This is a genomic window from Methanobacterium sp. (assembly GCA_030017655.1).
In the GTDB taxonomy this organism is placed as follows: Archaea; Methanobacteriota; Methanobacteria; order Methanobacteriales; family Methanobacteriaceae; genus Methanobacterium_D.
The window spans coordinates 46,877-58,909 of the sequence record JASEIM010000005.1 but is presented as its reverse complement, the minus strand read 5'-3'; the positions used below and the strand labels follow the sequence as shown (position 1 = coordinate 58,909).

Sequence of the window (12,033 nt, the reverse complement as noted above, 5' to 3'; positions counted from 1 at the left end):
TTTTGCTGTCGAAAATCCTCTTTTTTCATCAACCTCAAAAATTTTCTATTTTTGGGGGGTTCGAAAAATCTTTGATTTTTCTCAACCTCCAAAGAAACTGCTTAAATTTGATAAATATGAAGTCAACTGTTCTGCAGGAATGGGAAAAAAATAGCCAAATAGTAAAAACAACGTTAATGCAATTGTTGTTATAAATAATATTATCTTGTCTTCTTTAACAGGGTATGCATAGTCTAATATAAGGCCAATTGCAAGGAATAGGCCGATAAATGCAAAGGCATAGGGTTTTTTAGACATATCCTCTTTTTTTATTATCTGAAATGGATATATTTTAGTCTGATTTGCCTGTATAATTAATCTTTCTTTACTTGAACCCAGAGGATAACATGTTATCAAAAAAAGGGTTTTGCCCTGTTCAACGGACATTCGATAAGATGCAGGGACAATAAAAGACTTTTCTACAGTATATTCGACATTACCTATTTCAGGCCATGCCACAGTTATTTTATCTCCCTTTTTAAGCTTATCAAGATTTAAAAATGGAGAACCATAGAATGTTCTATGCCCAAATAAAATAGTAGTCCCGAATCCTGGTTTTGCGGATTTAGGTTCGTGGTATATGCCATAAGATATTGATTTATTGTTAATATTTTGATCAACATTTATTTTAGGTATTAATAAGCGGGGAACATCTGATTTATTTTCGAGTACAGTTTCAGCAGATGCATAATAGCTTACTTCAACTAAAAAGTAGAGGGAGATAATTATCAGCCCTATTATAACTAAAAATGTTGATAATTTCATGTAGTATATAGTATTGTAGTATCGGCGTATTAAAGTTATCTTCAGTTATCTTTGTCTGTTTTATCTCAGGTATCTGGCATAAATCACACTGCCTGCGGCAATGATACCTCCTATTACAAATAAGCCGTAAGGAACTCCTGTGTCTTTGGTGGGAACTGATGGGGTTGTTTTTGCTGCACTGGTTTTTGGAACTGAAGATGGAGATGAATAAGATGCTACGCTAGAAGATGAACTTGATGATGCTGGCCAGACATAGGTGTAGTAATACTGTTGATTGCATCCGGGATGAATTCTAACATCCCAAGCTACTGTATCTGTACCCAAATATAGATCTTTGTCTTTAAAGTAATTCCAGCTAGGACTTACACTTACAAGCTTTGAATCTACGGGTATAATTGGACCTCTGACAATTCCTGAAAGACTCTGTCCTTGAGGATCATAATCTCGGAGGTGGAAATGGAATGTACCCTTCCAGTATTGCAGATCTAAAGCAGGATTTAACATTTCAATTTCATTCGGGAAAAACCATGATGCATAAATGCCAGGCTCTGGTATAATGGGCCAGTACATATTATCAACAGTATTGTTGTTTGTTATATATGCAGGGTAAACGCCAAAAATCCCATTAGCAGCAACTTTGAAAGTAACTTCCTTTGTTTGTCCTGGTTGAATCTTCCATCCCCATTCACCGCCCAAATATGTGGGTGAATTTGATTTTATCATTCGCACTGCATCTGGTTCGGTCCAGAGAACTGTCCAATAAATGTTATCGCTCAATTGATTATTTGAATTGTATATCTGACTTATTTTGAAATATTGAACATGTTTATTGTTGTTTTTGATACGGAGATGGATGGTAGCAGTAAGGCCGGTCATACCCACATTACTTCTGGATCCATTAACCCATTGTTCTCCTGAAATTTCTCCTGATCCAGACCAGAGATCTCCCCCCGATCCAGACCAGATATCTGCACCATACACATTGTTAGTTTCGGAAGTGGTAAACGAAATTCCTAACAATGCCACTAAGAATATCATTCCAACACATACTTTATTTAGATCCATTGAAATCCCTTTTCCCCTTACTTATATTTTTATCCATATATGGCTTTAAGCTCTCTAATCATCCAATCTGGAGCTTGTTGGGTCGGGACAGTTAATATCACGTTATTCATGTTCCTTATAAGGAATATTGAATCTTCCCTTGGAACTTCTAGTAATAATAGGTACTGTGCATCAAGTTCTCCAAGATTTGAAGTTCTTTCGAAGTCAGATAATCTCCAACCATATTGTCTTAGATAGTTGCTTACCTCATTTTGATCCCAGTTTCTGGCAGATACTGCTCTTATGAGTTGCTCGACATCTTGATTGGCTGATTCACTCCGTGAATTACTTTGAATTAACTGATTGATGGCGATAGTTTGAGCATGTGTTTTATTGGCAGTTATGACACCACTATCTCTTGCCCTCAAGATTGCAAGAACGGTTGCGCCGCTTATTTGAGGTATACTCTCATTTGTTACCTGTGTTTCAGTCTGGTTAGTCTGGTTTTGAGTTTCTGGTTCTGTTGCATTCATTAGATATACATCAACACTATTACCAACATTAATCAGACCGCCTGCAGCTTGTAGTCTGGAAATAATTATTGGAATAGCAACTGTGTCTGGGGTTTTAATTACCATGTTGGACAGTACACTTGCATCTGCTTCATTTACAAGTTTTTGAGAATCAGCGACTTTTACTATTACGTTCTTTTTACCAGCAGCAGCGTAAGTTATCATAACTCTTCCATAGGGATCTTTTTTATCATTAATTTGTTGGTTTTGATATTCTCTCCAAGCCTGTGTTGCAGGACCCAATACATCAACTGCAAGTGCCTGATCTGGCGTAACTGCTCCATCTACTTCAGCTAAAAGTAATGTTTTCCGTGGATCTAATGCTAGAGGCCCAGTAAAATAGGTATTTACCTCATCAATCTTCATTTGTTTAGCATTTCCTAAAGCGTCCTGATAAGGTGCATAAACTAAGAAATAATACCCTGCGGCAACAATTATTATAAGTATAAGTCCAAAAACAGCTGCACCTATAAGTGTTCTTTGATCATCATCAGGAATTCTTCTTCCAAAGCCGCCTACCGCGGCACCCATTCCTGGCCTTTTACGTTCAGGTTTCTTTTCAGGAGGTCTTAGCCTTGGTTTACCCTCAACTTTAGGTGTGGGCTTAGGCATTGGTCGAGGCATTTTTCTTTCAGGGGGAGCTTTCTTATCTTCCTTTTCCGTATCTTTATCTTTTCTTACTCTACTTACCATGCCTTTAAGACGACCTTTAACTTCAGAATCGTCCTTTTTATTATTTTTACCCCTGAGGTCAGGAGTATCTTTATCATTTTTCTTTTTTCCACGTATTTTATCTAACATTTGGACCACTTCTAAAGAATCTGTTATATAATTCTATAATTGGTACAGCCAATAAGTATAGTAGCACGATAACAAATAAAAGCTTTACGGGAAAACTTGCAACATAGGATATAATTTTTTGAGGTAAAAGTGTTGCAATGAGTAATATACTACCCACTAAAAGTATTCTCATATCTCTAATTTTTGGATATTCGAATGTGCTTATCATTAGTAAAGATACAAGTATCATTATGAGCAGTGCCAAGTATTCTCTGAAAAAACCTGAAAGATAGAAAGTTCCAAGTATTAATGCAGCTGTAGGAATAGGTAAACCGATAAATTTATCTGTATATAAATCAGCTGTTACATTGAATCTAGATAGTCTCAATATCCCGCATATTACTACTAAAAGAGCTATAGCCATGTTAACATAGGTTATTCCGTATTGCATACATGATATGTAAAGCAGCATTCCGGGAGCGACTCCAAATGACACAATATCGGATAAAGAATCCATATTTCTTCCAAATCCAGATTCATCTTCTCTTTTTATTTTCCTTGCTACCCATCCATCAATAGAATCAAAAATGACTGCAATTAACATGAATTTAGCAGCTAAAACAAGATCACCCATTGAAGCCATAATAATAGATAAAAAACCGGAAGATGCATTTGCAATAGAAAATAAATCTGCAATTGAGGTATAAGATCTGATATTCATGTTATAACTCCAATTATCTAATGGATACTAAGTATTAAATATACTTTTAGTAAAAATAGCTTAATTAATTGCATATTATGGTGCTGCGTTCTTTATTCATTTTTCATCACAGCAATTATAGTTTCTGCAGCTTTTGGTTTATCTCCTTCTTTAACCAATAATTTACAATTTTTATGGGGTAATATCAGGTCTACGCGAGATCCAAATCTTATCATCCCTATTCTATCTCCTATCTGGACTTCATCGCCTACTTTAACATATTGCACTATACGTCTTGCCACAAAACCTGCAATTTGAATAACTCCAATTTTCCCATACTCTGAATCTATAACAATCAAATTCTTTTCATTCACGGTTTCTATGTCTCCAAGAGCCATTTTAAATTTTCCAGGACAATATTTTGTTTTTATAACTTTTCCAGAAACAGGAACTCTGTTGACATGGACATCAAATGGAGACATGAAGGTACTTACACGAATCCCTTTCTCACCTTTTTCAAGTAAATGTTCCATTAAAGGATCATCATGTTCAACAATCTCTATTTTGTCAATTTTTCCTTTCAATATTCTTCCATCTGCTGGAGCAACTATTACTCCCTTATCTTGAGGTACTTTTCTATTGGGGTCTCTAAAAAACTGCATAATAAAAGCAATAGCTGAAAATATTATGAAGCTAACTAGAGCATATCCAAATAGGAATGGTAAAACTGATAAGGTTAATAATATCCCTGCTTTTTTTAAAGTTCCTTTAACGAACATCCAATCACAATTTTAAATTTTAATAAATAGCTTGATTCTGTTTTAATAGTTTATATAATATATTTACTCAATATTATGGATTTTAATTAATTTTAAATATTTTATTATACATTAAAGATTTCATTAAGAAAATAAACCATTTAAACATATTTTTTTGTTAAATTAATCTATATAATATTTATTTTTGATTCATAATGAGATACATATTTTGAATTCCATATTAGCAATTTATAAAAGTTTATATAACTATCTATGTTAAATAATTGTCATAAATGTATAGATTTATTTCGATGTCTTTGTACAAAATTATATTATAATATATTGTATAAGACTTGAGATCAATATTAGAATAATTTGAAAAAAGGTAATCCTTAAATGTATCATGAAATGAAGACGTGTTACAGATGATAGAAAATAAAATTAAAACATTAAGAAAGGCTGCAAAAGTTTCAACAATGCAGGATTCAGACAAAATATGGTGTGTTATAGCAGGTAATGAAGATATGGTTAATACAATTGCATATGAATCCATATTAGATAAAGAAAGAGTAAAAATACTTTTTAGAGAGCATGTCACTTCAAGAGAATCATTTGTAACCAAAAAATTTGATTTTATAATGTTACACGGCGATACAGATAAAATACGAGATTTAAGCCTGATATCTAAAGAAAATGGTGGAGCTTACCTTAAAATAGCCCCTTATTATGCAAAAGAAGAATCAAATTTAATACTGGTTGTGGGGCCTGAAGATAATATTAAAAAGTTTTTGGGAGATGTTGAAAAAAGTACAGTTCAAGCATCCTTTATTTTAGAAGATAAAACTACTGGTTTTATAGAGTCTGATGTTTATATAACTAAATGGTTACCTATGTTTATCCGAAATATCACAGATCCATTGTTTAAAATGGCGGATGTTGCACTTTCTACGGTTTTATTATCCAGTGATGAAGAATATATGGAAAAAATCAAAGAAATTGCAGATTCAAATAAAATATTCGTAATAAGATTTAAAGATGTTATAAAGGAGGAATAAAATGCGTCTTTTTAGAAAAAAAGAAGAAGAAGAGGAAATTAGGAAGGAAGGAATTGCAAATACTTTAGGAATTGATTTAGGAACGCTTAACACTGTTGTAGCAAAACCATCCGGAGATAAATTTGATCTATACAAAATTCCATCTGTAGTGGCTGTAAAAAAAGAAGATCCATCTTATGTGCTCGCAGTTGGTGATGATGCAAAATCAATGCTTGGAAGAACTCCAGAAGATATTGTAGCAGTAAGGCCGCTAAGAAAGGGAGTTATTGAAAGTGTTGCACAGGCAGAAGCGCTTCTAATATATGCAATGGATAGAGGTTCAGGAGATTCAATGGATACTATTGATAGAATAGTTATTGGTATTCCTGGAGATGCATCAGAAGTTGAAAAGAATGCTGTTGAAGAAATAGGTAGAAAAGCAGGTGCAAGCTATGTTTTAGTTATAAGTGAAGGACTTGCAGCAGCAATAGGTGCAGGATTACCAATTGCAGAGGCATCAGGTACAATGGTAATCGATATTGGCGCTGGATCAAGTGATATTGTGGTTATATCTCTCGGTGGAATCACAGATATTGAGACGGTAAGACTCGGCGGGGATAATATTGATGATAACATTGTAGATAAAGTTAAAGAAATGTACAGTGTTGAAATAGGAATTCATGAGGCTGAAAAAGCTAAAATAGAAATTGGGATGGTTAATTCAGGTTCAGATATCGAGATTACAAAAACCACAGTAATTGGGAAAGATATGGAAACCAACAAACCAAAAGAAGTAGAGATTGATTCAAATCTGGTTGCAGAAGCTGCTGAACCAGTGGTAGCAAAACTTATTGAAGCACTGGCAGCTATACTTGAAAGAATGTCACCAGAACTTATTTCTGGTGTTTATAAGGAAACTGTAGTTGTGGGTGGAACTTCACAGCTAAAAGGCCTTAAAGAAAGAATATTCGATGAAGTAGGGATCCCTGTTGAAATTTCAGATGATCCCATGACTGTTGTTGCAAAGGGAGCTGCAATTGTTGCTGCAGAGCCAAGAGCACTTGAACCAGAAGTCCGTTTAAAAGCAATGAAATAAAATCTACTTATTTTTTAAAATAAGTAAACCAAATTCTTTTTTATTATATAAATCTTTTTTTTGAAACAATGAAAATTATAGGCATAGATGAGGCAGGGAGAGGGCCGGTAATTGGACCTCTTGTTGTATGCGGAGTTGCAATTGAAGAAGAAAGACTTGAAAAACTTGAAAAGCTTCAATTAAAAGATTCTAAACGTTTGACTCCCGGAAGAAGAAAAGTAATGGCAAGAAGAATAAATAAGATTGCTGAATGTCATACAGTTCATATTCAAGCCATCGACATAGATAATTTAAGGGCTAAAGATATTAATCTAAATGAAATTGAAAAAATAGCCATTAAAAAAGTAATTGGCATGTCCAATCCAGATACTGCATATATAGATTGTCTTGATGTTAAGCCTCAGAGATTTTGTGATGAAATGGAGAATTTCAGAAACGGTCTTAAGGTTATAGCAGAACATAAAGCTGAGGATAAATATCCAATTGTAGCCGCAGCCTCTATAGTTGCTAAAGTTGAGCGGGATATGGAAATTGAAAAAATAAGAAAGGAATACAGAGATGTAGGTTCTGGTTATCCTAGTGATCCTAAAACTATAGCATTTTTAAAACGTTTCTCTTATGAAAATTTGCCATACTTCGTTAGAAAATCATGGGCAACTGTAAAAAAGAATCAAAAATAATTTAATAATTAAACTGTAATCAATATATATTCAGATAAATATTATTTAAAGCAGTTAAAACAGTAAAAATATCAGATACTTATTGAGGTACCATGAACATTATAACCGCGAGGACTGATGCACAATGATATATGAGTTTCTAAGCAGTACTTTGGGCACTATACTGGAGATGTTTAAAAGCGGAGGAGTCATAACTTATATTATAGCTATTATAGGCATATATGGTTTCATAACTTCAATTGAGAAGATATTTTATTTACGAAAAATATCCAAAATTTCCCCTCCTCTTATTATGGGAACAGTAAATGATGCAATGGAAAAAGGAGGATCTCTTGAAGCCTTACGATCCATTGGTAAATATCATAATCCTATTTCTAAAATAATTTCAGAAGCCTTAAAAATCGGTTACAGAAACAAGATTGAAGTTGAAGATGCTATGGAACGTGTTTTCATTGTTGAAATAGGAAGCATGACCAAGGGTTTGGGCACCATAAAGATGATAATTGAAATAGCCCCGCTTTTAGGACTTATAGGAACAGTTCTCGGTATGTGGTACACATTTAAAGCGCTTGGTGTGGATGCAAGTCCCACTGCAATGGCGGGAGGGATTTATATTTCATTAATTACCACCATAGCAGGACTTACTGTGGCAATAATTTTACTTCCTCTTTATTCTAATATAACAAGCAGAATAGAAAATGAGATGGATAAAATAGAGATTGCCAAAAAAATGACCAACTGGAGAACTGCAGTAATGAGGATAAAAGTTGAAATTGAACCTGAAGGAGCAATTGATGCATTAAGGGAATCTGAAGGAATTGTAAAGGTTAAAGAAATTGATGATCCTGATGCAAATATATGGGTAGCTTTTAAACCCAGCATGCTTGAAAAAAGTATCTCCAATATTATTATGGAAAAATGCAATACCCGGGCGGAAATTATTGAAAGTAAATTGATGCAGTAAAGAAGTGATTCTATGACTCTTAATGTAAATAAATATAGGAGCAAATTACGCGAAAATAATCCCCGGTTCAACATGGTTCCATTTATTGATGTTGTTTTTACTATTTTAATATTTCTAATGGTTACAAGCAGTTTTTCTGCGACTGATTCATCCCAATCAGATTATGGAAAGCCCCAAATAACCGAAAGCAATGGGCCGACTGAATACTATTTAATCCCTGTAGCAGGGCTTAAAAAGGTCACGGTTAATGGACAGGATATGTCAGGCTACATAAAGGACGGGGCAATTGCAGTTCATACAGATGTAATTGATGGGGGCGAAATGATTATCAGACCAAAAAATGGAGAGATAATTATAACCACACCACTCGGATTTTCCCCAGATAAAGCTGTAAAAACTCCTGGTGACTAAAAATTTAAAATAAAGTTAGTTTAGCTCTTAGGTCATACAATGTTTTGAATCACTTTAATTAATATTATATTCAGAGGTGAAAAAATGTATCTTGGAAGAATATTAGCGGTAGGATGTACAGAAAAGGGAAATTTCGTTGCATACAGGGTTTCAAGCCGATCTTTCCCAAATAGGATGGTGAAAACTTTTGAAGATAGGGCAGCAATTGTACCTAAAGAAGGGCATGAGACTGATGTCTTTAAAAACCCTTATATTGCTTATAACTGTATAAGGATAGTTGATGATGTTGCAGTGGTCTCAAATGGGGCTCATACGGATATAATTGCAGAAAAAATTGCTTCTGGAATGGATATTAGGGATTCAATTGCATTAACATTACTTACTATGGATTATGAGAAAGATGATTTTAATACTCCTCGTATTGCCGGAGCAACAACTTTGGAAGGGGAGTCATATATAGGAATAGTTACTAAGGAAAGTGTCATTGTTGAGAAGGTTAATACTGGTGAATGCTCATATATCTCCACATATGAACATATAAAGCCCAATTATGTTGAATTTATTTGTAGCAATGCAGATGAGGCTGCTCAATTCATATTTGATGGTGGAGAATTTGAAAAATTCACCAACCCCGTTGATTCAGTGGCGGCATTTGCAGATAAAGAATGGAAGATTGCTTCCCTATAACTTTATCTTATCTTTTTAGGTGAATTAATGGAAATTAGACTTATTGGAATTAGAAGTATCCCTTTAATAAACGAAGGGGATGATATTGCAGATTTAATATTAAATGCAATAGATAAAGAGAATATTGAGATTGAAGACGGCGATGTTTTTGTAATAGCTGAAACTATAATTGCAAAAGCAGAAGGGAATATAGTTGATCTGGATTCCATTAAACCCAGTCTCAAAGCTAAGGAACTTGCAGATAAAACAGGAAAAGATCCACGCCTTGTTGAGGCTATAATTCAGGAATCAAACGAAATAATAAAAGTTGGGCCTGATTTTATAATTTCAGAAACAAAACATGGATTTGTATGTGCTAATGCAGGTATAGATGAATCAAATGTTGATGATGGGCTTGCAACTCCAATTCCTGCCGATCCTGATAGGAGTGCTGCTTTAACTAGGGAAAGTATAGAAAAAGCGACCAGTAAAGAGATTGTTGTTATAATATCTGATACTCAGGGAAGAGCCTTTAGAGAAGGAGCTATTGGAACTGCAGTTGGAATATCGGGCATGAATCCGTTATGGGATAGGAAAGGAGAAAAAGATCTTTATGGAAGAGAACTTCAAACAACAAGTATAGCAGTTGCAGATGAATTAGCGGGAGCAGCATCGATTTTAATGGGTCAGGCTGATGAGGGAATACCTGTTGTTTTAATAAAGGGTGTTGAATACACCAAAAGATTAAAAAATAATGAAGCCACTTCAAAGGATTTGGTAAGATCTAAAAAACACGACGTGTTTAGATAGCTTAATTTAATTAATATATTTAAGGGATTATATGATATCCATACTTTCTGGTGGAACAGGTACTCCAAAATTAATTCAGGGAATAATTAAGATCATTGATCCTGAAGATATTAATGTAATTGTAAATACTGTTGAAAATACATATATATCTGGAAATTACATAGCACCGGATATAGATACTGTGATGTATACCCTTGCAGGAATGATAAATGAAGAAACATGGTATGGCATCCATGATGATACATTCATAACACATGAAACATTAAAAAAAATTGGATATAATGAAATCTTAAGGATTGGAGATAAAGATAGGGCCTTTAAAATCCAAAAAACTTTATTAATGGATAAATATCCTCTTTCTAAGGTTGTAGATATCCAGAGAAAGAATTTAGGTATTAAATCGAAAATTATTCCCATGAGTGATGAGCAATCAAATATAAAGATCATTACAGATAAGGGCGAGATGAGTTTTCATAAATTTTTGGTTGAAGAAAAAGGAAATCCTGAAGTAGAAGATATTATATATAATGAAGTTGAACCATCAACTAATTTAATTAGAACAATTGAATCGTCAGATATGGTTATTATAGGGCCTTCTAATCCAATTACATCTATAGGGCCAATAATTTCAATGGAAGGAGTTAAAGAAGTCCTTAAAAAAGTATATGTTGTGGCGGTATCTCCTATTATTGGGAAGAATCCCGTAAGCGGTCCTGCTGCAAAATTTATGAATGCTAAGGGTTTTGAAGTATCCTGCACTGGAATTGCAAATATTTATCAGGAATTTATGGACAGGTTTATTATAGATAATGAAGATGAAGGATCCAAGAAAAAAATAGAAAAACTAATATCTGATGTTATGACAACAAACACAAACATGAAGACTATGGATGATAAAGTGATGTTAGCCAGAATTGTTTTGGGTGAAATTTTATGATACAGATGACTTTAATTCAGATTGATAATTATGGGCCCTGGACCGTTACTCCAACACCAAGGGCCGAAGCAGATTTACAGATTTTACAGGCAGAACTTTATGCAGATCTTCAGAGACAATTTGCAGCCAAAGGAGGACTAGTTTTTTTCACCCGCTTTGATAACATGCTTGCAATAACTAATAATGTCGAAATGGAAGATCACATGAGAATACAGCGTTCAATAGGTAATAGATATCCAATTACAGTAAGTATGGGTGTAGGGGCTGCTGAAACACCCTATGAAGCCCAAAGAGATGCTACAGCAGCACTTCAAAATTATGGTGGTGCACAATCCGAAGAACGTAGCGAGGTTCTGGCTATAGAGGGTCTTGTAAACAAAGAAGATAGCTTTGTTCAAATTGCACACATTGATATAAATGGAATTACTGATTCTTTAACTGACATTATTCCTGCTTATGATACTTCTTTTATTGTAAATAGAGTCCAGCACTTTTTAATGAAAAAATTAATAGAAAAAGGATCACTTCTCTTCTTTATAGGTGGAGATAATTTCATGTCCCCATGCAACGGACTTAAGCCTGAAGGACTTTTAAAAATAATTGAAGAAATTGAGGATGAAACAAACATAGCACTCAAAGCAGGGGTTGGAAAAGCTCCAACAGCCGAAAAAGCTGCTAATCTGGCAGATCTGGCTCTTGAAGAGATAAGGGGCGGGTTTACTTACGATCTTGTCCATGTTATGAAAGAATAAATATTTTACTTTATTTATATATAAT

The 12,033-nt window shown here is 34.1% G+C and carries 14 protein-coding genes; 9 read left to right on the top strand and 5 right to left on the bottom strand.

Annotation, left to right across the window (positions count from 1 at the left end):
* Positions 1–81: 81 nt before the first annotated feature.
* The 5 genes from QMD61_03690 to QMD61_03670 all read right to left on the bottom strand — a co-directional run bounded on the left by QMD61_03690 (position 82) and on the right by QMD61_03670 (position 4,679).
* Positions 82–804 carry a class E sortase gene (locus QMD61_03690; GenBank protein MDI6723730.1) on the bottom strand — a complete coding sequence of 241 codons (723 nt, stop codon included), beginning with the start codon at positions 802–804 and terminating at the stop codon, positions 82–84.
* Between the two features lie 60 nt (positions 805–864).
* Entirely contained in the window at positions 865–1,869 is a 1,005-nt protein-coding gene (locus QMD61_03685; protein ID MDI6723729.1) for a hypothetical protein, read from the bottom strand.
* 29 nt (positions 1,870–1,898) lie between these two features.
* Positions 1,899–3,221: a DUF515 domain-containing protein gene (locus tag QMD61_03680; protein ID MDI6723728.1), complete on the bottom strand. Its 1,323-nt coding sequence runs from the start codon at positions 3,219–3,221 to the stop codon at positions 1,899–1,901.
* A complete protein-coding gene (locus QMD61_03675; GenBank protein ID MDI6723727.1) occupies positions 3,211–3,921 on the bottom strand; it encodes an archaetidylserine synthase in 711 nt (236 codons plus the stop codon). The genes QMD61_03680 and QMD61_03675 overlap by 11 nt, the downstream gene beginning before the upstream one ends.
* 92 nt (positions 3,922–4,013) lie before the next feature.
* A complete protein-coding gene (locus QMD61_03670) occupies positions 4,014–4,679 on the bottom strand; it encodes an archaetidylserine decarboxylase (protein ID MDI6723726.1) in 666 nt (221 codons plus the stop codon).
* Between the two features lie 404 nt (positions 4,680–5,083).
* Between QMD61_03670 and QMD61_03665 the strand changes: the two genes are divergently transcribed.
* The 9 genes from QMD61_03665 to QMD61_03625 all read left to right on the top strand — a co-directional run bounded on the left by QMD61_03665 (position 5,084) and on the right by QMD61_03625 (position 12,008).
* The gene (locus QMD61_03665) at positions 5,084–5,713 is read left to right on the top strand and encodes a hypothetical protein (GenBank protein ID MDI6723725.1); all 630 of its coding nucleotides are present in this window, start codon (positions 5,084–5,086) and stop codon (positions 5,711–5,713) included.
* Position 5,714: 1 nt separating this feature from the next.
* Positions 5,715–6,788, top strand: a complete 1,074-nt coding sequence (locus QMD61_03660) for a rod shape-determining protein (protein MDI6723724.1) — start codon at positions 5,715–5,717, stop codon at positions 6,786–6,788.
* Positions 6,789–6,856: 68 nt separating this feature from the next.
* Positions 6,857–7,468, top strand: coding sequence for a ribonuclease HII (gene rnhB, locus QMD61_03655; protein ID MDI6723723.1), 612 nt, complete (start codon positions 6,857–6,859; stop codon positions 7,466–7,468).
* Positions 7,469–7,592: 124 nt separating this feature from the next.
* A complete protein-coding gene (locus QMD61_03650) occupies positions 7,593–8,432 on the top strand; it encodes a MotA/TolQ/ExbB proton channel family protein (protein MDI6723722.1) in 840 nt (279 codons plus the stop codon).
* A gap of 12 nt (positions 8,433–8,444) precedes the next feature.
* Positions 8,445–8,843 carry a biopolymer transporter ExbD gene (locus QMD61_03645; protein MDI6723721.1) on the top strand — a complete coding sequence of 133 codons (399 nt, stop codon included), beginning with the start codon at positions 8,445–8,447 and terminating at the stop codon, positions 8,841–8,843.
* A gap of 84 nt (positions 8,844–8,927) precedes the next feature.
* Positions 8,928–9,530 carry an IMP cyclohydrolase gene (locus QMD61_03640; GenBank protein MDI6723720.1) on the top strand — a complete coding sequence of 201 codons (603 nt, stop codon included), beginning with the start codon at positions 8,928–8,930 and terminating at the stop codon, positions 9,528–9,530.
* A gap of 27 nt (positions 9,531–9,557) precedes the next feature.
* On the top strand, positions 9,558–10,319 hold the full coding sequence (locus QMD61_03635) for a coenzyme F420-0:L-glutamate ligase (GenBank protein ID MDI6723719.1): 762 nt from the start codon (positions 9,558–9,560) through the stop codon (positions 10,317–10,319).
* 31 nt (positions 10,320–10,350) lie between these two features.
* Positions 10,351–11,256: a 2-phospho-L-lactate transferase gene (gene cofD, locus QMD61_03630; GenBank protein ID MDI6723718.1), complete on the top strand. Its 906-nt coding sequence runs from the start codon at positions 10,351–10,353 to the stop codon at positions 11,254–11,256.
* Positions 11,253–12,008: a GTP cyclohydrolase IIa gene (locus tag QMD61_03625; protein ID MDI6723717.1), complete on the top strand. Its 756-nt coding sequence runs from the start codon at positions 11,253–11,255 to the stop codon at positions 12,006–12,008. Before cofD ends, QMD61_03625 begins: the two co-directional genes overlap by 4 nt.
* Positions 12,009–12,033 lie beyond the last annotated feature (25 nt).

Coding starts and splice junctions, on each gene's coding strand:
- QMD61_03690 (MDI6723730.1), bottom strand. CDS start 804: ATGAAATTATCAACATTTTTAGTTATAATAGGGCTGATAATTATCTCC.
- QMD61_03685 (MDI6723729.1), bottom strand. CDS start 1,869: ATGGATCTAAATAAAGTATGTGTTGGAATGATATTCTTAGTGGCATTG.
- QMD61_03680 (MDI6723728.1), bottom strand. CDS start 3,221: ATGTTAGATAAAATACGTGGAAAAAAGAAAAATGATAAAGATACTCCT.
- QMD61_03675 (MDI6723727.1), bottom strand. CDS start 3,921: ATGAATATCAGATCTTATACCTCAATTGCAGATTTATTTTCTATTGCA.
- QMD61_03670 (MDI6723726.1), bottom strand. CDS start 4,679: ATGTTCGTTAAAGGAACTTTAAAAAAAGCAGGGATATTATTAACCTTA.
- QMD61_03665 (MDI6723725.1), top strand. CDS start 5,084: ATGATAGAAAATAAAATTAAAACATTAAGAAAGGCTGCAAAAGTTTCA.
- QMD61_03660 (MDI6723724.1), top strand. CDS start 5,715: ATGCGTCTTTTTAGAAAAAAAGAAGAAGAAGAGGAAATTAGGAAGGAA.
- rnhB (MDI6723723.1), top strand. CDS start 6,857: ATGAAAATTATAGGCATAGATGAGGCAGGGAGAGGGCCGGTAATTGGA.
- QMD61_03650 (MDI6723722.1), top strand. CDS start 7,593: ATGATATATGAGTTTCTAAGCAGTACTTTGGGCACTATACTGGAGATG.
- QMD61_03645 (MDI6723721.1), top strand. CDS start 8,445: ATGACTCTTAATGTAAATAAATATAGGAGCAAATTACGCGAAAATAAT.
- QMD61_03640 (MDI6723720.1), top strand. CDS start 8,928: ATGTATCTTGGAAGAATATTAGCGGTAGGATGTACAGAAAAGGGAAAT.
- QMD61_03635 (MDI6723719.1), top strand. CDS start 9,558: ATGGAAATTAGACTTATTGGAATTAGAAGTATCCCTTTAATAAACGAA.
- cofD (MDI6723718.1), top strand. CDS start 10,351: ATGATATCCATACTTTCTGGTGGAACAGGTACTCCAAAATTAATTCAG.
- QMD61_03625 (MDI6723717.1), top strand. CDS start 11,253: ATGATACAGATGACTTTAATTCAGATTGATAATTATGGGCCCTGGACC.